20 protein-coding genes are annotated in these 18,925 nt (G+C 59.5%); 11 read left to right on the top strand and 9 right to left on the bottom strand.

Going from position 1 to position 18,925, the window contains the following annotated elements; genetic code table 11:
• Positions 1–18 precede the first annotated feature (18 nt).
• Positions 19–960 carry an aspartyl protease family protein gene (locus tag Q1K31_RS00865; protein ID WP_300375697.1) on the top strand — a complete coding sequence of 314 codons (942 nt, stop codon included), beginning with the start codon at positions 19–21 and terminating at the stop codon, positions 958–960.
• 92 nt (positions 961–1,052) lie between these two features.
• Positions 1,053–1,838 (top strand): SDR family NAD(P)-dependent oxidoreductase, encoded by a 786-nt coding sequence (locus Q1K31_RS00860; protein ID WP_300375695.1) that lies wholly within the window; start codon positions 1,053–1,055, stop codon positions 1,836–1,838.
• A gap of 4 nt (positions 1,839–1,842) precedes the next feature.
• Here the strand turns inward: Q1K31_RS00860 and Q1K31_RS00855 are convergent, their stop codons facing one another.
• A complete protein-coding gene (locus tag Q1K31_RS00855) occupies positions 1,843–2,166 on the bottom strand; it encodes a hypothetical protein (protein ID WP_300375693.1) in 324 nt (107 codons plus the stop codon).
• 166 nt (positions 2,167–2,332) lie between these two features.
• Between Q1K31_RS00855 and Q1K31_RS00850 the strand changes: the two genes are divergently transcribed.
• From Q1K31_RS00850 to Q1K31_RS00830, 5 genes are all read left to right on the top strand, one after another.
• Positions 2,333–3,322 (top strand): nitronate monooxygenase, encoded by a 990-nt coding sequence (locus tag Q1K31_RS00850; RefSeq protein ID WP_300375691.1) that lies wholly within the window; start codon positions 2,333–2,335, stop codon positions 3,320–3,322.
• Between the two features lie 100 nt (positions 3,323–3,422).
• Entirely contained in the window at positions 3,423–4,346 is a 924-nt protein-coding gene (locus Q1K31_RS00845) for an SDR family NAD(P)-dependent oxidoreductase (RefSeq protein WP_300375689.1), read from the top strand.
• A gap of 183 nt (positions 4,347–4,529) precedes the next feature.
• Complete coding sequence (locus tag Q1K31_RS00840) at positions 4,530–5,225, top strand: pirin family protein (protein ID WP_300375687.1); 696 nt, start codon at positions 4,530–4,532, stop codon at positions 5,223–5,225.
• Between the two features lie 42 nt (positions 5,226–5,267).
• The gene (locus Q1K31_RS00835) at positions 5,268–5,456 is read left to right on the top strand and encodes an NF038104 family lipoprotein (protein WP_300375685.1); all 189 of its coding nucleotides are present in this window, start codon (positions 5,268–5,270) and stop codon (positions 5,454–5,456) included.
• An 87-nt stretch (positions 5,457–5,543) separates the two neighbouring features.
• Complete coding sequence (locus Q1K31_RS00830; RefSeq protein ID WP_300375683.1) at positions 5,544–6,020, top strand: hypothetical protein; 477 nt, start codon at positions 5,544–5,546, stop codon at positions 6,018–6,020.
• Positions 6,021–6,053: 33 nt separating this feature from the next.
• Here Q1K31_RS00830 and Q1K31_RS00825 read toward each other — a convergent pair whose 3' ends face one another.
• The 3 genes from Q1K31_RS00825 to queC are packed head-to-tail and all read right to left on the bottom strand — an operon-like array spanning position 6,054 to position 7,794.
• Positions 6,054–6,479 carry a 6-carboxytetrahydropterin synthase gene (locus Q1K31_RS00825; protein ID WP_300375681.1) on the bottom strand — a complete coding sequence of 142 codons (426 nt, stop codon included), beginning with the start codon at positions 6,477–6,479 and terminating at the stop codon, positions 6,054–6,056.
• Positions 6,434–7,087 carry a 7-carboxy-7-deazaguanine synthase gene (gene queE, locus Q1K31_RS00820; protein WP_300375679.1) on the bottom strand — a complete coding sequence of 218 codons (654 nt, stop codon included), beginning with the start codon at positions 7,085–7,087 and terminating at the stop codon, positions 6,434–6,436. The genes Q1K31_RS00825 and queE overlap by 46 nt, the downstream gene beginning before the upstream one ends.
• Entirely contained in the window at positions 7,084–7,794 is a 711-nt protein-coding gene (queC, locus tag Q1K31_RS00815; protein WP_300375677.1) for a 7-cyano-7-deazaguanine synthase QueC, read from the bottom strand. The genes queE and queC overlap by 4 nt, the downstream gene beginning before the upstream one ends.
• Positions 7,795–8,037: 243 nt before the next feature.
• On the opposite strand from queC, the gene Q1K31_RS00810 reads away from it, so the two are divergent.
• The 3 genes from Q1K31_RS00810 (at position 8,038) to Q1K31_RS00800 (ending at position 12,985) form a co-directional block, all read left to right on the top strand.
• The gene (locus Q1K31_RS00810) at positions 8,038–10,929 is read left to right on the top strand and encodes a TonB-dependent receptor (RefSeq protein WP_300375675.1); all 2,892 of its coding nucleotides are present in this window, start codon (positions 8,038–8,040) and stop codon (positions 10,927–10,929) included.
• 131 nt (positions 10,930–11,060) lie between these two features.
• The gene (locus Q1K31_RS00805; RefSeq protein WP_300375673.1) at positions 11,061–12,368 is read left to right on the top strand and encodes a PQQ-dependent sugar dehydrogenase; all 1,308 of its coding nucleotides are present in this window, start codon (positions 11,061–11,063) and stop codon (positions 12,366–12,368) included.
• Positions 12,365–12,985, top strand: a complete 621-nt coding sequence (locus tag Q1K31_RS00800) for a glutathione S-transferase family protein (protein WP_300375671.1) — start codon at positions 12,365–12,367, stop codon at positions 12,983–12,985. Before Q1K31_RS00805 ends, Q1K31_RS00800 begins: the two co-directional genes overlap by 4 nt.
• Positions 12,986–13,096: 111 nt before the next feature.
• Here the strand turns inward: Q1K31_RS00800 and recR are convergent, their stop codons facing one another.
• The 3 genes from recR to Q1K31_RS00785 are packed head-to-tail and all read right to left on the bottom strand — an operon-like array spanning position 13,097 to position 15,800.
• Positions 13,097–13,696 carry a recombination mediator RecR gene (gene recR, locus Q1K31_RS00795; RefSeq protein ID WP_300375669.1) on the bottom strand — a complete coding sequence of 200 codons (600 nt, stop codon included), beginning with the start codon at positions 13,694–13,696 and terminating at the stop codon, positions 13,097–13,099.
• Between the two features lie 17 nt (positions 13,697–13,713).
• Positions 13,714–14,037 carry a YbaB/EbfC family nucleoid-associated protein gene (locus Q1K31_RS00790; RefSeq protein WP_300375667.1) on the bottom strand — a complete coding sequence of 108 codons (324 nt, stop codon included), beginning with the start codon at positions 14,035–14,037 and terminating at the stop codon, positions 13,714–13,716.
• 8 nt (positions 14,038–14,045) lie between these two features.
• The gene (locus Q1K31_RS00785; RefSeq protein WP_300375665.1) at positions 14,046–15,800 is read right to left on the bottom strand and encodes a DNA polymerase III subunit gamma/tau; all 1,755 of its coding nucleotides are present in this window, start codon (positions 15,798–15,800) and stop codon (positions 14,046–14,048) included.
• A gap of 100 nt (positions 15,801–15,900) precedes the next feature.
• On the opposite strand from Q1K31_RS00785, the gene Q1K31_RS00780 reads away from it, so the two are divergent.
• Entirely contained in the window at positions 15,901–17,394 is a 1,494-nt protein-coding gene (locus Q1K31_RS00780; RefSeq protein WP_300375663.1) for a cryptochrome/photolyase family protein, read from the top strand.
• 169 nt (positions 17,395–17,563) lie between these two features.
• On the opposite strand, the gene Q1K31_RS00775 is transcribed toward Q1K31_RS00780, so the two are convergent.
• Both Q1K31_RS00775 and Q1K31_RS00770 read right to left on the bottom strand, forming a co-directional pair.
• A complete protein-coding gene (locus Q1K31_RS00775) occupies positions 17,564–17,932 on the bottom strand; it encodes a hypothetical protein (RefSeq protein ID WP_300375661.1) in 369 nt (122 codons plus the stop codon).
• Between the two features lie 525 nt (positions 17,933–18,457).
• Entirely contained in the window at positions 18,458–18,913 is a 456-nt protein-coding gene (locus Q1K31_RS00770) for a hypothetical protein (RefSeq protein WP_300375659.1), read from the bottom strand.
• Between the last annotated feature and the right edge of the window lie 12 nt (positions 18,914–18,925).

Here is an 18,925-nt window from a genome sequence, read left to right as displayed (position 1 = left end):
GAGGGCACCAAGGGAGGCATGAATGAGGTGAAACGCACCTCGATCATTCTTTATCTTGTCGCTGCGGCGGCTTTCTTCGCAGCCCCTGTCAGTGCGACCCAGCAATACGTCATTCCCTTCAGGATTACGTCGACCGGTCATCTCGTCGTGGACATGAGCGTGAACGGCACCAGTGGCACAGGTGCCATCCTCGATACCGCGGCCACCTTCCCGGTGATTGATGACGGCGTGGCCAACCGTCTCGGCATTTCGCCCGGAGACGCACCAGCCACCGTCGACATTATCGGCATCGGCCCGGTCAGCACTTTCCCGGTCATGGACGTAACAAGCCTGAGTTTTGGCGATATCGAGATTTCCGGCATCAAGGCCGCCTATAACGCCACATTCGACCTGCCCGGCGAGCGCAACATAATTCCGTCGAACAGCCTCCCTTTCCGGACGCTCGACTTCGATTTCAAGCGCTCACGCCTGCTAGCCTATGACCGCAAGCCAAGGAGCATATTCAGGGCAACCACGAGCCGTATGCCGCTTATATGGACAGAAGGGCTCCCTTTCATACAGGTCCGGGTAAATGGTCAGGAAGGCCTGGCCCTGATCGATACCGGCGCGAATGTCTCGTACATCAACTCTGTCTTCGCCAATGGGGCAGCACGGTCACGCAAGGATTTCCGGAGTGTCGAGCTGACGGGCGTGACCGGTAATTCCGTCGTGATGTCAGTCCTGGCCAGCCGTGAGTTTCAAATCGGGGACTTCGAAGTCAAACGCTTCAATGTGATTGTCAGTGATCCCGAATTTCTCACCGCGATCGGTCTTGAAGATCAGCCTATCATGGTGATCGGCGTCGATATCCTGTCGAATTTCAGATTACAGATCGACCGTGTCGACCATGAACTATATCTCAGCAAGCCCGATGAACGCCCGCGGCACGGCCCCGGCATGACAATCTATAGTGATCGTTGACCTTGAAGCTGGTGCACTTTCCGTTCGGTCATCATTGAAATCAGGTGCTGCTTCTCTCTTTATGCCGCAAACAACAACGGGAGAGTATGAGCATGGCTTACGCACCATTTGATCTGACAGGCAAGGTCGCCCTCGTCACTGGCGGTAATCGCGGCATTGGATATGGCATGGCCGAGGCGCTGGCCGCTTCCAATGCGCATGTCGCCATCTGGGGCCGCAAGGACGCAGCAAACAAGGAAGCGGCAGACAAGCTCTCAAAGCTCGGTGTAGGTGACGTCAAAACCTGGAGTGTCGACGTGGCCGACGAGAAGGCTGTTGTAGACGCCATGAACGACACTGTAAGCGCCTTTGGCCGTATCGATACCTGTATCGCCAATGCCGGCGTCGGTTTCGGCGCAAAGAGCTTTGCGGAAATGGACACCGATACCTGGCGCAAGAACATGGCCGTTAATCTGGACGGCGCTTTCTGGACGCTGCGCGAGGTCGTCAAGCATATCACGGAGCGCGCGAAGAATGGCGATCCGGGCGGGTCGGTTGTAGGTGTTGCCTCACTTGCCGCTATTGAGGGCGCAGGCAAAAATCAGGCTTATGCCGCCACAAAAGGCGGTCTGATATCCATGCTCAAGGCGATTGCGGTTGAGACTGCACGCTACGGAATTCGCGCCAATGCCATCCTGCCAGGCTGGATCGCAACAGACATGACGGAAGCCGCTCAGGGCAATGACGCTTTCGAGACGAAGGTTATCCCGCGTGTTCCGGCCCGCCGCTGGGGCGAGCCGAAAGATTTTGGTGGTGTAGCCGTCTATCTCGCTTCAGATGCGTCTTCCTACCATTCCGGCGATACATTCGTCGTCGATGGCGGTTATTCTATTTTCTAGAGACTTACTGCGGCGCACCGTCCGGCGGCATCGTTTCATCCTCGATGTCGTCGGTCGCCGGCTCTGAGGTCATGGGCTCTTCGCCGATCTCGCTATCCTGCGGATCAATTTCAGGCTGTGTGTCGGGAGACGGTACAATGTCTTCATTGAGCTCACGGCTTGTATCTGCCTCAGGGTCCATCACCTGACCGGATCCGGCACTGTCCCCTGTTGCATATTCCGGACTGGCGGCCGTTTCATCGACACTTTGCTCAATGTCCTGGTCATTGCTGCCACATGCCCCCATCAACAGGGCCGCACTGGCGAGAAAGATCAGTCTGAAGCGCATTTCTGTCTCCACTTTCCGGGACGCGCTTTCTGATCGCGCCCATCACTTACGCTAATCAGCGCCGCAGATTAAATTTTGTTCCGATTTCGTAGCGGCATGACCTCGCGGGATATCTTGGCAAGCCCGTCAGACGGCGCGATGCAGGGTGAAAACCGGAGGAAAGAAAATGACGATCCATACACCTCTCTGCGACTTTCTTGGTGTTGAGCACCCGATCATGCTGGCCGGGATGGGTGGCGTTTCCTATGCCGAACTCGCCGCCGCCATGAGCAATGCTGGCGGCTACGGCGTTCTCGGTATGGCCGGAACAACACCGGACTTCATCGAAGGCCAGATGAAGCGCGTGCGCGAGCTCACCGACAAGCCATTCGGGGTCGACCTTCTGGCCGCATCTCCCGAAAGTCTGGAGGAGTCCGTCGATGTCATCATCGACAACGGTGCCGACAGCTTTGTCGCCGGGCTTGGCGTACCCATGCCGATCATGGAAAAACTCAAGAAGGCCGGCGTGAAAGTCATGGTCGTCGGTGGCGCTGTGAAACACGCCGTCAAGGCCGAACAGGCCGGGTGTGACGCGGTGATCCTGCAAGGTGGCGAGGGGGGTGGCCATACCGGGCTCGTCGGCACGCTGCCGCTGGTCGCGCAGGCTGTTGAAGCAGTCGACATTCCCGTAATCGCAGCTGGCGGCATCTATGACGGGCGCGGCCTGGCCGCTTCGCTGGCCCTCGGCGCCGTCGGGGTCTGGATGGGCACACGCTTCATCGCTTCCGAGGAAGCCCACGCCGCCAATATGTACAAGCAGACCATTGTCGGCGCAGGCGACACCGACACGACCCGCACACGCTGCTATTCCGGCAAGCCGATGCGCTGCCGCACCAATGATTACATCCTCGACTGGGAAAGCCGCCCGGAAGACATCCAGCCCTTCCCGCATCAGGCCATCCATTCCAACAAGACCGGCGTCATCGGCGGAATTGGCGGGATCACGGACGAGGCCAAGCTCAACCCTGATAGCTCCTGCTTTGCGATGGGCCAATCGGCAGGCGGTGTGAAGGACGTGCTGCCCGTCCGGGAGATTGTTGAACGCATCATCGCCGAAGCAGATGGCGCCATGGACCGGATGTCCGGCTACCGTACAGGATCAAAGACTACAGCCTGACCCGTCTGGCATCGCGGCCTGCGCAATGCGCCGCACTTGCCTTTCCCGTGCTGAAGGTGTTGGAAGTCGCCAGGTAAATGTAGCGAACTAGGAGGAAGTCATGGGCGTACTCGAAGGCAAGACCGTGCTCGTCACGGGCGGCGGCAACGGGATTGGCAAGGAATGTGCACTGCTCGCAGCGCGCGAAGGCGCGAATGTTGTCGTCAACGATCTCGGCGGCGGCCTGACCGATGCAGGCAGCGATAGCGGCGATGCCGGACCGGCAGAACAGGTTGCCCAGGAAATCCGCGACGCCGGCGGCCAGGCGGTCTCAAACTCCGACAGCGTGACCGACTACAAGGCGGTCGAAGGCATGATCGAACAGGCCAAGGACGAGTTTGGCGGCCTGCACTCCATCATGAACCCGGCCGGTATCCTGCGTGACGGCATGTTCCACAAGATGTCGGAAGAAGACTGGAAAGCTGTCATCGACGTTCACCTGCACGGCACGTTCAATGTCACGCGGGCCTCGGTCAATCATTTCCGCGACCAGGAAGATGGCGCCTACGTCCTGTTCACGTCCACGACGGGTCTTATCGGGAATATCGGGCAGGCCAACTATGGCGCTGCCAAGCTCGGCATTGCCAGCCTGTCGCGTATCATCGCCATGGAAGGCGAGCGCAAGAATGTCCGCTCCAACGTCATCGCCCCGTTTGCCTGGACCCGGATGATCGCCTCGATCCCGGTCAAGGACGAAGCCGGCAGGGAACGCGTCGAGCGGATGAAGAACGGCATGCGTGCCGACCAGGTCGCCCAGCTCGCCATCACCCTTGCCGCTGACAAGGCAAAGAACGTGTCCGGCCAGATCTTCTCGGTACGTGGCAATGAGGTCATCCTGTTCGACCAGCCGCGCCCGGTGAAGTCCGTCGCCCGGCTGGAAGGCTGGACACCGGAAACACTGCTCGAGCAGGGCCTACCTTCCATGCAGGGCAGCTTCATGGATCTTGGCGCGACGACCACGGTCTTCCCGTACGAGCCGATCTAGGCTCCTTCAAGATGGCACAAAACGAATTGGGCGGCCTCTCTATACAGGGGCCGCCTTTTTTGTGCCCGGTGGATTTATTCCCAGAACGCATAAGTCTTGTCTGGCCCACCATCTGGACGAGAGGCGCACATACGCCAAAATCCACCGCATCGGATTTGTCATTCAGCAGAAAGGAGACTTCCGATGATTGATATCAGGCGTTTCGAGGATCTCGGTACATTCCGGAATGAATGGCTGGATGCTCACTATCACTTCTCCTTCTCGCGTTATTACGATCCGGCGCGAATGGGGCATGGCAAGCTCAGGGTCTGGAATGATGACAGCATCCGCGCACAGACGGGGTTTCCCCCGCATGGCCACCGCGACATGGAAATCATCACCTATGTCCGCAAAGGTGCGATCACGCATGAGGACTCAATGGGCAATTCCGGCCGCACCGAGGCTGGCGACGTACAGGTCATGAGTGCCGGGAAAGGTGTCCAGCACTCGGAATGGAATGCCGAGGACGAGGATACCACGCTGTTCCAAATCTGGATCGAACCGGCCGAGACAGGCGGTAATCCGGGTTGGGGCGCACGCAAGTTTCCAAAGGCTGAGCGTTCAGGCCAGTGGGCTGTTCTGGCCAGCGGCGAGGCGCATGAAGATGCCCTGCCGATCCGCCAGGATGCCCATGTGCTCGGAGCGACAGTAAAGGCTGGCGAGGAACTGACCTACACCATCAAGGATGGCCGCTATGGCTATTTCGTCCTCGCTGATGGATCCGCAGAATTGAATGGCGAAGTTCTGAATGCTCGCGACGGTGCTGCGGTGACAGGCCCGGAGACGCTGGTCTTCAAGGGCGAAAAAGATGCCGAGATTGTATTTGTCGATACGGTCTAGAAGGTGTTGCCGGAACGAACGGGTCATGCGAGTCATGCTTGCATGACCCGATTTCGTAGCTTGGCCGCAATTCTCATTCTTTCCCCTTTCATGCTGGGCGGCTGCATTGTCGGCACAGCGGTCAGCGTCGCCGGGGATGTGGCAGAAGGCGCCGTGAAGACAACGGGCGCGGTCGTCGGGGCGGCAATTCCGGATGGCGAAAAGAAGAAAGACCGGAAAGAAGACGACTAGGGCGGCCTTTCACGCAGGCGTGATGACCGGCAACCACTTTGGGCCACAATCGTTTCGTATTATATTATCTCCATGAAGGAGACTGTGATGAAACGCTTCATAATACCCGCCGTGGCGCTGGCCATGGCTCCCGCTGCCTACGCTGCCGACATTTCAGTAGGCTATTCGCCTGAATTCCAGGAAGCCCTTCAGAATGATTATGGCATGCGTGAAGGTGAACGTCTCTCCGAGGAAATCCGCGAGGACCTCGAACGTGAACTGCGCAAGGCCAATATAGACCCTGCCCGGATTGATGTGACGATCCTGGATGCAAAGCCGAACCGGCCCACCATGCAGCAGGCTGCCGACCGTCCGGGCCTGGACATGATCCGCTCGGTATCCATTGGGGGCATGGACCTGAAAGGCGTCGCCTTTGATGCGCAAGGCAATGCGATCGCAGAACTCGAATATGACTGGTTCGAAACGAATATCCGGGACGTTTATGCCTCGGGAACGTGGGGCGATGCCAAACGCACCTCCAGCCGGTTTGCGCGCAAGTTCACCGAGAAGCTGAGCGGCCAGTAGCTGACACTAACAGGGGCGACCACCCCCGGCCTTTCAGCTACCCAGTTCAAGCGTGCAGTTCTCGTTGAGGGAGGGCCGCGAAAGGCTGACCCGCGTCAGGCCGGGAAGGACGGCCTTGAGCTCACGGGCGACCCAGAGACATATGCGCTCCAGCGTCGGCACGGACAGGCCGTCAATCTCATTCAGCAATCTGTGATCGAGCTTTTCGGCCACAGCGGCCAGCTCACGCGTCAGCAGGCTGAAATCCTCAACCCATTCCTCGCCAGGCTTCACCCGGCCTTTGACCGAAGCTTCCAGCCGGAAGCTGTGACCATGCAGGTTACGATAGGGATGGCCTTCAGGCTTGCCGCCCATGAAATGCGCTGCCTCGAAGGTCACGGCCTTGGAGATTTCGAACACTTCGCCTGACGGGCTCAGGGCAGCCCGATCAGTTTGTGGGTTTGTAAGCTCAGTCGCCATTTCGGATGCTTCATACAGTAAGCCGCCGCAGCGGCAATGTTATCGGCCTGCCTGTTATCATCTTTGGGCTGCAGGAAGAAGTGCCTGAACTGCAGCATCTCGAAGCGCTCCGGCTGGGCTTCCGGCTCAGCCTGGGGATAGACAAGCTTCAGCTCATCACCTTCGGTCTGGACAAGGCCGGCATTCGCCTTGGGGGACACACAGACCCAGTCCAGCCCCTCCGGCGCGCGAACCGTGCCATTCGTCTCCACACCGATCTCGAAACCGCGCTGCTTGAGGGCATCGATGAGCGGCGCATCAAGCTGGAGAAGCGGCTCGCCGCCCGTGCAGACGACATAGCCGGGAACGCCCTGCGCGCGATCATCACGCGCCCAGAGTGCGGCAACATGATCAGCAAGTGCCTCCGCGCCGCTGAACTTGCCGCCATTCTCTCCATCCGTCCCGACGAAATCGGTATCGCAGAACTGGCAGACGGCCTTGGTCCGGTCGCGCTCCAGCCCGGTCCACAGGTTGCATCCGGCAAAACGCAGGAACACCGCGGCACGCCCTGTCTGTGCGCCCTCGCCCTGGAGGGTCACATAGGCCTCCTTGACGCTGTAAGTCTTCACGCGAGCACGCCCCGCTTCCACTTCTCGTAGCCCGATGCGCGAAGCTTGCAGGCCGGGCATTCACCACAGCCATACCCCCAGTCATGCTTGCGCTTGCGCTCTCCGAGATAACAGGTGTGGGTCTCGTCGATTATGATATCCACGAGGTCCTGCCCGCCAAGGTCTTCGGCCAGCTGCCAAGTCTCGCCCTTGTCGAGCCACATCAGGGGAGTCTCGACCGTGAGGGAGCGATCCATGCCAAGCGCCAGCGCCTTTTGCTGGGCATCTATGGTTTCCCGGCGGCAGTCGGGATAACCGGAATAGTCAGTTTCGCACATGCCGCCGATAATGACGGAGATGCCGCGGCGCCAGGCAAGTGCGCCTGCGAGCGTGAGGAAAACCAGGTTGCGGCCCGGCACGAATGTCGACGGCAGGCCATCCTCAGTTTCTTCGATGTCCACGTCGCGAGTCAGAGCCGTGTCGCTGATTTCACCCAGCACGGAAAGATCGATCATGTGATCGTCGCCAAGCCGGTCAGCCCATTGCGGGAATCGGCTGCGCAGCTCTCTCAGGACATTCTCCCGGCAGGTCAGTTCGACTTCATGACGCTGGCCATAATCGAAGCCGAGCGTTTCGACATGCGCAAATCGTTTCAGGGCGGAGGCCAGACAGGTTGTGGAATCCTGCCCCCCGGAGAAGAGAACGAGCGCTGATGTCGGCCTTGTCATGCCGGGGCATCTAGCAGAGCCGGGCATACGGACCAAGCAAAAGCTTCCGTAACGTCACATAAGAGTCACCCAAAAATCACGCTTTGTGAGCATCTTACCCAATCGTAACGTAGCGGTTGACAAAGTGTCGCGGCTGCCGCTGTCATGGTGAATGAGGCACTTCCAATCAAAAAAAGGAAGGCCCGTGAGGAAACGCACAAACGAGCAAAAATAAAACAATTGCTCGACTGGGAGGAGAGTTAGATGATTCACAAGACACCCAAAAAGTATCTGATGCTCGCGGGGGCATCAGCAGTTGCTTTAAGCTGGTCCATTCCAGCCGCTACAGCGCAGGAAGGCGCAGACCAGCAGCGCAAACTCGGCACGGTTCTGGTGACGACGCAGAAGACTGAAGAGTCGATCCAGGATGTTCCGATTGCCGTTTCGGCCTTCGACGAAGAGTCACTGGAAAAGCTGCAACTTGTCGGCGGCCCCGACCTGACCAAGGCCATTCCGAACGTGTCCTTCAGTAAGGGCAACTTCACCGGCTACAACTTCAAGATCCGCGGTATTGGCGCCGACCTCGTCGCACAGTCCGGCGACGCAGGTGTCGGTGTTCACCAGAATGATGTGCCCCTGACGGCCAACCGTCTCTTCGAGGCTGAGTTCTTCGACGTCGAGCGTGTCGAAACGCTCCGCGGCCCGCAGGGCACACTTTACGGCCGGAACGCCACCGGCGGCGTGATCAACGTGATTACCGCCAAGCCGGTGATGGAGGAATTCCAGGGCGATCTGAAACTCACCTACGGCAACTACAACACCTTCAAGGCCAAGGGCATGCTGAACATGCCCATCGGTGACCGCGTGGCCCTGCGTGTGGCCGGATCGCTGATGCAGCGCGATGGTTATGTCGACAACACGGTTACGGGCAACGACATTGATGACCGCGACCTTTACGGCATCCGCGCGACCCTCGCTTTCGAGCCGACCGAACGCCTACGTGGCTGGGTCTCTTATGAACATTTCGAGGAAGAAGACTCGCGTCTGCGCTCGGGCAAGCAGTTCTGTGACAAGGACCCGCTCAACACCAGCTTCGCTGGCATCGCGATCGAACCTGCCGACCAGGTCTACACCTCACTCGGCTGTCAGGATGCCCCGCTTGACCAGGCACGCGACCGTGTGAACTCGGTCGCAACACTGGGCGGCGGCCTTGGTATCGTGGCCGGCCTTCTGAGCGGCGACGTCTATACCTCGCCGGTAAACCCTGACCTGCGCCAGATCGAATCTGCCCTGGACCCGGATTACTTTGCCGACCAGGATCTCTTTACCTGGAAAGGCGAGTTCGACCTGACAGATTCACTCCTGCTGACCTATCTCGGCAGCTATGGCGAATCTTCGATCCGCTCCATTGAGGATTACAACAAGGTCGGCGCCGACATTCCGTTCAACCAGGTCGGCGCACCACTCGGCAACCCGGCTCTGGTGCCTGTCTACCAGGCGCTTTTCCCTGGCGGCACGGTGAACGATCCGCAGCTTGGCGCCTCGAACCTGTTCCGCACATTCGACCTGTCAGGTGGCTCGAGCGAGCAGACAACGCACGAGCTGCGCTTGCAGTCTGATTTCGACGGACGGTTCAACTTCAATGTCGGTGCAATTTCGATCGACTTCGAAGCCATCGACCAGAACAATCCCGACGAAGGCTATTATGTGATGTCTAACACGCTCACAGGCCTCACCCAGCTCAACAACGCGCTGGGCGGTGCGATCTTTGGCGGCCCGGTCCCGATCGATGACAGCGGCTCGTCCTTCGGCCCGCTTCAAAACCTGAGTGGTGACGGTGGAAACTATTTCCGCTCACTATCGCCCTATTCCCTGGAATCCTTCGCTGTCTTCGGTGAGGGCTATTTCGACCTGACGGACAATCTCCAGCTGACAGTCGGCCTGCGCTACACGGATGACGAGAAAGCCCAGGAAAACATTCCGACCTTCCTGTTCACTCCCAATGACGGCAGTGTCGACCCACTTGCTCCGCAGCCGGTTCCGGGCGCTGACGACGACAATGCCGGGGACGGCACCTACAATGTGTCCTTCCAGGAAACCACGGGCCGTATCGGTCTCGACTGGTCGCCCGATCTCGACTTCTCAGAAGATACGCTCGTCTATGCCTTCTATTCACGGGGCTACAAGGGCGGTGGCATCAACCCGCCGCAACCAGCCGGGAATACAAGCGCCTTCCCGCAATTCTTCGATCCCGAGTTCATCAATTCCTACGAACTTGGGACCAAGAACACCTTCGCGAACGGGGCCCTTCAACTGAATGCCACCGGCTTCTACTATGACTATGAAGGCTACCAGATCACGCAGATCATCAACCGGACTTCGGCGAACTTCAACATCGACGCCAAGATCCAGGGTCTCGAGTTCGAAACGGTCTGGAACCCGGCTTCGACTTTCGTGGTCAACGCCAATCTCGGCCTGCTCGACACCGAAATCCAGGACACATTCGCTGTCGACGTGCTTGATCGCACGAATGGCCGTGCTGATCTCGTTGCGCTGAAGAATGCCTCGTCCTACGCCAACTGCGTTGTCTCGGCTCAGGGCTATGCCACAGTCCTCGGCGCGATCCAGGCCGGTGTTCTGGCTCCCGGCTCAACTGCCGGGCTTTGTACCGGTGCCTTTGCCGGTCAGGAAGCTGCCTTCGGTGTCGGTGATGTGACCTACACCGACTCCAACGGCCAGACCCAGACCGTTGGCGGCCTCACCCCCTTCGATGGTGAAGCCAAGAGCCTTGACGGCAACTCCATCCCGGGCGCCCCCGAGGCCACGCTCAGCGTTGGTGCCGAGTACACCTGGGAAGGCCTTTTCAGCGACAGCTGGGATGTCCGTCTTCGCGGTGACTATTACTATCAGGCCGAGAGCTTCAGCCGCGTCTGGAATACGTCCGGTGACGAACTGGAAGGATGGTCCAACGTCAACCTCTCCGTCCAGTTCTACAATGACGATAACGGTCTCGAATTCGAGGTCTTCGCCAAGAACATCACCGATGAGGAAGTCATTACGGGTCGCTACCTGACCGACGACTCCTCGGGCCTGTTCTCAAACGTCTTCCTGAACGAGCCTGCACTCTACGGTGTTTCCGTGCGCAAACGCTGGTAGGCCGAAGACGTAAGACTTTTCCCTGTAAGGGCGGTGCCGCGACGGTGCCGCCCTTTCTCTTTTCCCACAGACCATTTGCCTTGTGCGCAAGGCCAGATAAGGTCAGCTACAGACAACAACGGGGTGCTGCCATGATGAAAACCGTAATCGCCACATCCGCATCCGCCGCGATAATGCTTGCGGCGGCCTGCTCTGGCGGAGAGCCCGGCAATGACACGGGTGATACCGCGCCCGCTTCAAGCGAGACGGATGCGACAGACGTTTCCGGTACAGACCAGCAAACAGCCAACGCCGATACGACCAACGGCGGCGATGAGGACAGTTCCGCCACGCCGGAAGCACTTACATCGGAAGACGGCTATAAGCTGACACCCTATGCAAGCGGTCTCACCTTTCCGTGGGACATGCTGTTCCTGCCTTCCGGCGAGATGCTGGTAACGGAGCGCGACGGCAACATCCGCGTGATCCGGGATGGTGAACTGCTCGAAGCGCCTGTCTCAGGAACGCCTGAAACCCTCGCCGAAGGCCAGGGCGGTTACTTTGCCATGGCGCTCGATCCGGATTTCGCGTCCAACCGGACACTCTATCTTGCCTATGCAAAAGGCTCCGCGGACGAGAACACGACTGCTGTTATCAAAGGCATCCTGTCCGATGATGCTTCAGAACTCACCGAAGTTCAGGAAATCTTCGCCGGTACGCCGCGTGAAACGACCTACCACTATGGCGGACGACTCGAATTCCTGCCCGATGGCACGCTGATTATTACGATGGGTGAAGGCTTCCGCTATATGGAAGAAGCCCAGAACCCGATGAATTATCATGGCACGATCGCCCGCATAAACACGGACGGATCAATCCCGGAGGATAACCCCTTTGCCAGCGGCGAGGAGGGCGCGCCGGCGGTCTGGACCTATGGCAACCGCAACGTTCAGGGCCTTCTCTGGGACGGCGGGCGCGAGATACTCTGGGCGCATGAGCACGGCCCCAAGGGCGGCGACGAGCTCAACATTCTCGAGCCCGGCAATAATTATGGCTGGCCGGCCATTACCTATGGCGTGAATTATGATGGCACGATCATCACCGAGCAGACCGAAGCGGAGGGCATGGAGCAGCCTGTGGTCAAATGGGTACCCTCAATCGCCCCGTCCGGCATGGTGCTCCTAGATGAGAATAGCGGCGACTGGTCCGGCTGGGCTGGCGATATCATCGTCGCCGCCATGAACGGCCCGAAAGGGCAGAAACTCGTCCGTGTCGATCTTGATGAAACTGGCACATCGGCCACAACCGAGGACATGCTCGCAGATCTGGCCATTCCTTTCCGGGACATCACAATCGGGCCTGACGGGAAAATCTATCTGGCAACCGCCAACATGGAAGGTGTCATCTACACGCTCGAGCAGGCGTCTGACGAATCAGAGGAACAGGGCACAACTGAATGATCACACTTCACCATCTCCGTATCGGCCGTTCCATCTTCACGGTGTGGCTGCTTGAGGAAATGCAGCTCGACTATGAGCTCAAGGTCTATCACCGCAATCCGGAAACTTTTCGGGCGCAGGAGGACCTTGCCGCTGCAACACCGCTCGGTAAGTCACCCACTCTTGAAGACGGTGACATCATGCTGACCGAATCCGGCGCCATCGCCGCTTACCTGGTCGACCGCTATGACAGTGATGGCCGCTTTGCGCCTGCACGCAGCGACCACAAGGCATGGGCGGAGTATCTGCGCTGGCTGCACTATCCGGAAGGGTCTGCCTTCCTGCCGCTTTTCCTGAAGATGCTGCTCGCCCGCGAGGGCGACAACAAGTCAAAGGTGTTCAGCGCCTTTGCGGAAGGCGAAGTGCCCATGCACCTCGGCCTGATCGACAAGCGGCTGGGCGAAATGCCCTTCATTCTGGGAGATCAGTTCCAGGCACCCGATATTGGCATCAGCTATATTGCGAACATGGCGGAACGGCTGGGTGAACTTGGACCTTACAGCAACCTGAAAGCCTATCTGGACCGGAACATGGCGCGTGACGCCTGGAAACGGGCCAAGGAACGCGCCGTCGAGTAAGTGACATTGAAAGCATGACCGCGTGGTTCGACTTCGCTCACCATGCGGCTTTGAAGTATCGTGTCGTTTCGAAACCTGCTTGGTGAGCGAAGTCGAACCAGCAGGCGGGATTTACCGCCGCGACCGCAGGGCGGCTGCCAGTGTGCCATCATCAAGATGGTCGAGTTCGCCGCCATGCGGCACACCCTGGGCAAGCCGGGTGGTGTGGACCTCCAGCCCTTCGAGCTGGTCGCGGACATAATCAACCGTTATCTGGCCATCGAGCGTGGCCGGAAGGGCAAAGATGACCTCGCGGATACCCCCGGCCCTGATCCGGTCAACCAGCATCCCGATGGTCAGATCCTCCGGCTCGATCCCGTCCAGCGGGGAGAGCACGCCGCCAAGCACATGATAGCGCCCGCGAAAGGCGCTTGCCCGCTCCAGGGCCCAGAGGTCGGGCACATCCTCGACCACACAGATGAGACCATCATCACGCCCGGTAGACTGGCAGACCGCGCAGGGTTGCAGCGTGTCATAGTTCCCGCATGTCCGGCAGCGCTCGATCCGGCTTCCCGCCTCGCCAAGGGCTTCAGCCAACGGCAGGAGAAGCTGGTCCTTGCGCTTGAGCAGGTGAAGCGCTGCACGACGGGCCGAGCGCGGTCCCAGACCGGGAAGCTTCCCGATCAGCTCGATCATCTTAAGAATTTCAGGACCGGCGCTCTTCTGGCTCATTCAGCTAGCTCTGACACCTAGAACGGCATCTTGAAGCCGGGCATCATGCCACTGAAGCCGGATGTCGCGTCCTTCATGGCCTTCTCGACCTCTTCATCAAGGCGCTTGCGCGCATCGGCATAGGCGGCTTTCACAAGGTCCTCGACAATCTCGGCCTCATCTTCCATGAGCGACGGGTCAATCGTGAGACCGACCATTTCGCCCTTGCCCTTGAGACGTACCTTGACCATGCCGGCACCGGCAGCGCCCTCAGCCTCGATATCCTCTATCTTCTGCTGAGCTTCCTGCATCTTGGCCTGCATTTCCTGGGCCTGCTGCATGATTTTCGAAAGATCCGTCATGGCGGAACCTAACCTTTCTTCTGATTGGCGACGCGCAAGGGGACGACATTGTCTTCCGCCTGCCCTGCTTCAAGTGGCTGAGCGCGGCTGACTTCGACGATTTCAGCGCCGGGAATGGCCTTGAGCGCGGCCTGAACGTCCTGGTCGGACCTGACAGCATCAATCCGCTCGGCCTTGAGACGGTCCTCGCGTTCCTTGACGGTCTCCTCGCTGGTCCGGGCTTTCTGGACATCCCAGACCCGGCCAGTCGAAATTTCCAGAAAATCCGTCAAGCGGCGCAGGAGATCGACCGGCGCGCCATCCTTGAGGTCACAGCTTATGGTGCCCTCACTGAAGACCGCGGGGCGGATATAGGCCTTGGCCTCCCCCCACAAGGTCGGGCGGCGTTCCTTTTCCAGAAGGTCGAGCACATCCTCGAACTTTGAAAGGCTTCCTGTTCCGCCGCCGCCAACAGGGGCAACGTTCGGATCATCCTTACCGCCCTTCCCACGTTCAGCACTGGCGCTGGGGCTGCTTCCCCCGCCTTCGGCGATCATGCGGGCGGCATCTTCCGGCGATGGCAGACCGGCCGCGGAGACAAGCCGCAGCATCACCATCCGGAGGGCGACATCGGCCTCCGGGGCGCTCTGCGTATCACGGTAGCCAGACAGCAGGATCTGCCAGTTGCGCTGTGCCTGTGCGGGCGACACGCTGTCGGCGATCTGGCGGGTGCGGCTGGTCCAGTCGGCCGGGCCCGGCAACGTATAATCATCATCCATCGCCTGTATCGTGGCGACATCGGCGGCGATCTCGAGCAGGTCCTTCATCAGGACCAGCGGGTCAGCACCGATCTGGACCTGTTCGGTGATCTCTTCGATGGTCTCTTTCGCCTTGCCGGCGACGGCATGCTCGAATGCATCCAGCAGGCGCAGCCGGTCGCCAAGGCCAAGCATGTCGCGCACGGCTTCGCCGCTGATCTCGCCACCATCGAGGCCCTGCACAATCGCCTGATCGAGGATGGACAACCCGTCCCGCACCGAACCTTCGGCCGCGCGCGCGATGAGCGTTATGCCTTCCTCGGTGATCTTTGCGCCCTCGCGTTCGGCAATCTTCGCCAGATGTGCGGCAAGATCGCCTGTCTCCAGCCGCTTCAGGTCAAAGCGCTGGCAGCGCGACAGCACGGTCACGGGCACCTTGCGGATTTCGGTGGTGGCAAAGATGAACTTCACATGCGGCGGCGGTTCTTCCAGCGTCTTCAGCAGCGCGTTGAAAGACGCCGTCGAAAGCATGTGGACTTCGTCGATGATGTAGACCTTGTAGCGCGCTGACACCGGCGAATAGCGCACCCCGTCCAGTAGCTCGCGCATGTCGGCCACGCCTGTACGCGAGGCGGCATCAAGCTCCAGCACATCCGGGTGGCGGCTCTCCATGATCGCCTTGCAGTGTTCCCCCGGCGGGTCGAGTTTCAGGCTCGGCCCGTCATGGTCGCTGCCTTCATAGTTAAAGGCCCGCGCCAACAGCCGCGCCGTCGTCGTCTTGCCGACCCCGCGCACCCCCGTCAGCATGAAAGCATGGGCGATCCGGTCGAGCTCGAAGGCATTGGTGAGCGTGCGCACCATCGCCTCCTGGCCGATCAGGTCAGAGAAGAGGCGCGGACGATACTTGCGGGCCAGCACCTGATAGGGCGCGTTCGCTTCAGCCGAGCCCATCTCGTCCTCTCCGAACATGGAGAAGGTCGCGTCATCGCGTTCGGCTTCGGCCCCGGTGTCGAGTTCATCAGTCATCGCTGATTTACTAATGGCAGGGACTCGGGGGCTCGCGCAATGGCACGCGCGCGGTTTTGCAGCCTTTGCCTGTGGCCGGTTCGCCCTAATTGAGCTGGCGATGACCAAAGCGCTTCTCATTTTTCCGCACCAGCTGTTTGCTCACCATCCCGGCCTCGACAAGCGCCCGGACCGGACCGTGCTAATCGAGGACACGCTTTTCTTCGGCGACCGGCAGTATCCGCTCAGCTTTCACAAACAGAAGCTGTGGCTGCACCGGGCGAGCATGACCCGCTATGCGCAGTATCTCGACGGGCTGAAGCCGGCGTTCGAATATGTCAGCTACCGGGCGGGCGAGGCGCTGCTGAAGCCGACGGTCAGGCGGCTGGCGGATGAGGGTGTCAGCGAGATCATCGCCTGCGACCCGGTGGACTTCATCCTGGAGAAACGCCTGCGCGCCTATTGCGCCGACAACGGCATCGAGCTCACCCTTATGAACACGCCGATGTTTTTCAACACTCCCGGTGAGAACCGCGCCTGGCGGGCCGATCACAAAAGCTGGTTCCAGGCGGAGTTCTACAAGCGCCAGCGGCGCACGCTCGATGTGCTGATGGACGGCGACACCCCTCAAGGCGGCCAGTGGAGTTTCGACGAAGACAATCGCAAGAAAGTGCCCAAGGGCCTGCGCGATGAGGTGCCGCGCCTGCAGGCCAAGGAACCCGACAGCATCGAACAAAAGGCCCGCCGCTCGGTCGAAAAGGACTTCCCCGACAATCCGGGCGCGCTGGACGCGCTCTACTGGCCGACCAGCCATGAGGCGGCCGAGAGCTGGCTGGGCGAATTCTTCGCCGAGCGTTTCGAGCGCTTCGGGCCTTATGAGGATGCCATCCTCGAGGGCGAGAGCCTGCTCTGGCATTCGGCCATCACGCCGATGCTCAATACGGGCCTCATCACGCCAAAGCTGGTGCTGGATGCGGCCTTAGCCGTCATCAGGGCGCGCGATATCCCGATGAACTCGGCCGAGGGCTTCATCCGCCAGGTGATCGGCTGGCGCGAATTCATGCGCGCGACCTATGAGGATATCGGCGTGGCGATGCGCACCACCAATCACTGGGGCCATACGCGCCCCCTGCCCGACAGCTTCTGGACCGGCGAGACCGGCATCGCGCCCATCGACGACACCATCAAACGTGTCCTGAAGACCGGCTATGCCCACCATATCGAGCGGCTGATGGTGCTCGGCGGGTTCATGTTCATCTGCGAAATCGATCCGGACGACATCTATCGCTGGTTCATGGAGATGTTCGCCGACGCCTATGACTGGGTGATGGTGCCCAATGCCTATGCGATGAGCCAGAATGCCGACGGCGGACAGATCACGACAAAGCCTTATTTTTCAGGGTCTTCCTATATCCGGAAGATGGGCAATCATGAGAAAGGCGCGTGGTGCGATATCTGGGACGGGCTCTACTGGCGCTGGATCTGGCAGCATCGCGAAAGCCTTGGCAACAATCCGCGCTGGGCGATGATGGTCTCGATGGCCGAAAAGATGGATGCCGCAAAACGGGAGAAACACCTTGAAACGGCGGCGAATTTTTTGCGGGGGCTGAAGTAATATCCCCGCTCGCCCCGGCGCAGGCCGGGGCCTCCTGTCGCATTCGGTGCGCCTGCTGCACGAGATCCCGGCCTTCGCCGGGATGATCGGACGGATAGGGCCAGCACGTCTGCCCGCAAGCCCGGCGGGCTGGCGGCGTATGGTCTGGCATAAGCAGAACACCCAGCCCCTAACCTGAATCCAGGAAGGCCGGTGTGGGGATGGTCTGGTGACGGTGTGACAGCGGTGTAGCGATGGTACATTGAAAAAGACCGTCTGCGAGCGCGGCGAGGCGCGCGGCTTGTCGCTCCAGCGAGAGCGCGGCCCACGGTTCACGCGGGGCATACCGGGTCCAGTCATCCGCGGTAGGGCGGTCTTCGGGCACATGCGAGACAATGACGATGCGCCCGGTCGGCGTGACGCCGAAGGAGATCATGCCGCCGGTTTCAGCGAACATCCCGTCCAGCACGAGCCGCACCCGCGCACACTCCCACAGGAATATGGGCCAGTACCACAAGGCCAGGTCTTCAAGGACACGGAGGATCCAGTCGCGGGTCATCGTGCTGGATTGGATCACAGGTTCTGGAGGGGTGGGATGGATTTTTTTCTGTCCCGACACCCCAACGGCGTCATCCCGGTTTGCGCGCACGCGCATGCCGGGGACCCAGTGGGGGTGCGGAAACATATCGAAACTGGGTCCGGGCGCTCCCCCGGACACTATCGGGGTCCGGGGGAGCGCCGGGATGACGGAAGGTGGACTCAGGAAGTATCACAGACATGGCAGCCCTCACCCCTGACCCCTTTTCGGGGCGAAAGGTCCCCCGGACCTTCCGCTAATCCCTCAAAGCCCGCGAACCGGGAGAGGGGAATGACGGGTGTCCGATCTGTTTTAGACGGTCAAGGGTCATGATCCTACGGACGCGGAACGCGCCCTTGACCGCCTGAAACGGATCGAAAGAGACTGGCTATGGCCGAATGGTAAAGTCTGCCATTCGGCTTGAGGAGAACTTCAAGTAATCAGATACTCAGAATTGGAGCCCGGCACATATCTGCTGAAATTCGAAAAAATGAAAGCGATCGTCCGCTAGTCATAGACTGAGGGCCAAATAAGTGTCGCAATACTCTTGAACTGTGACACCCCTAAAGAGCCTCTTTCATTGCGTGATTTTGACCCTGGCTTAGAGAGCCTATCCAATATCGCCGCCCTTGGTGCTTCCCAGATTTCCGCAACTTCATATCGCCCCTGCATAAGAACCAGCATGACCGTGTCAAACGCTTTGGTCGTATTGATAGACCCTACGCGCCCCCAATTTTTACCTTGCCTTTTCCAACGACCTTTAATTTGAATACGCGTTATATTGTTACCGTCGCGACGAACGGCATCGTAACCTTCAGTTCTCGCTTCAGTTAGCTCCAGCCCAAGGTGCTGGGCCGCCTCGACCTCGGCAATCTCACCAGTAACACCCAGAGGTTTTCCGGTAATATCATAATACTCGACAGCAAGCTTTTTCACTTGTTTTAAAATCTCAATTTCACGCATGACGGAAACACT

This window comes from Henriciella sp. (assembly GCF_029936995.1).
Classification (GTDB): domain Bacteria; phylum Pseudomonadota; class Alphaproteobacteria; order Caulobacterales; family Hyphomonadaceae; genus Henriciella.
Note: the sequence above shows the minus strand (reverse complement) of the source record. Positions and strands in the feature narration are given on the sequence as shown.

Coding starts and splice junctions, on each gene's coding strand:
- Q1K31_RS00865 (WP_300375697.1), top strand. CDS start 19: ATGAATGAGGTGAAACGCACCTCGATCATTCTTTATCTTGTCGCTGCG.
- Q1K31_RS00860 (WP_300375695.1), top strand. CDS start 1,053: ATGGCTTACGCACCATTTGATCTGACAGGCAAGGTCGCCCTCGTCACT.
- Q1K31_RS00855 (WP_300375693.1), bottom strand. CDS start 2,166: ATGCGCTTCAGACTGATCTTTCTCGCCAGTGCGGCCCTGTTGATGGGG.
- Q1K31_RS00850 (WP_300375691.1), top strand. CDS start 2,333: ATGACGATCCATACACCTCTCTGCGACTTTCTTGGTGTTGAGCACCCG.
- Q1K31_RS00845 (WP_300375689.1), top strand. CDS start 3,423: ATGGGCGTACTCGAAGGCAAGACCGTGCTCGTCACGGGCGGCGGCAAC.
- Q1K31_RS00840 (WP_300375687.1), top strand. CDS start 4,530: ATGATTGATATCAGGCGTTTCGAGGATCTCGGTACATTCCGGAATGAA.
- Q1K31_RS00835 (WP_300375685.1), top strand. CDS start 5,268: ATGACCCGATTTCGTAGCTTGGCCGCAATTCTCATTCTTTCCCCTTTC.
- Q1K31_RS00830 (WP_300375683.1), top strand. CDS start 5,544: ATGAAACGCTTCATAATACCCGCCGTGGCGCTGGCCATGGCTCCCGCT.
- Q1K31_RS00825 (WP_300375681.1), bottom strand. CDS start 6,479: ATGGCGACTGAGCTTACAAACCCACAAACTGATCGGGCTGCCCTGAGC.
- queC (WP_300375677.1), bottom strand. CDS start 7,794: ATGACAAGGCCGACATCAGCGCTCGTTCTCTTCTCCGGGGGGCAGGAT.
- Q1K31_RS00810 (WP_300375675.1), top strand. CDS start 8,038: ATGATTCACAAGACACCCAAAAAGTATCTGATGCTCGCGGGGGCATCA.
- Q1K31_RS00805 (WP_300375673.1), top strand. CDS start 11,061: ATGATGAAAACCGTAATCGCCACATCCGCATCCGCCGCGATAATGCTT.
- Q1K31_RS00800 (WP_300375671.1), top strand. CDS start 12,365: ATGATCACACTTCACCATCTCCGTATCGGCCGTTCCATCTTCACGGTG.
- recR (WP_300375669.1), bottom strand. CDS start 13,696: ATGAGCCAGAAGAGCGCCGGTCCTGAAATTCTTAAGATGATCGAGCTG.
- Q1K31_RS00790 (WP_300375667.1), bottom strand. CDS start 14,037: ATGACGGATCTTTCGAAAATCATGCAGCAGGCCCAGGAAATGCAGGCC.
- Q1K31_RS00785 (WP_300375665.1), bottom strand. CDS start 15,800: ATGACTGATGAACTCGACACCGGGGCCGAAGCCGAACGCGATGACGCG.
- Q1K31_RS00780 (WP_300375663.1), top strand. CDS start 15,901: ATGACCAAAGCGCTTCTCATTTTTCCGCACCAGCTGTTTGCTCACCAT.
- Q1K31_RS00775 (WP_300375661.1), bottom strand. CDS start 17,932: ATGACCCGCGACTGGATCCTCCGTGTCCTTGAAGACCTGGCCTTGTGG.
- Q1K31_RS00770 (WP_300375659.1), bottom strand. CDS start 18,913: ATGCGTGAAATTGAGATTTTAAAACAAGTGAAAAAGCTTGCTGTCGAG.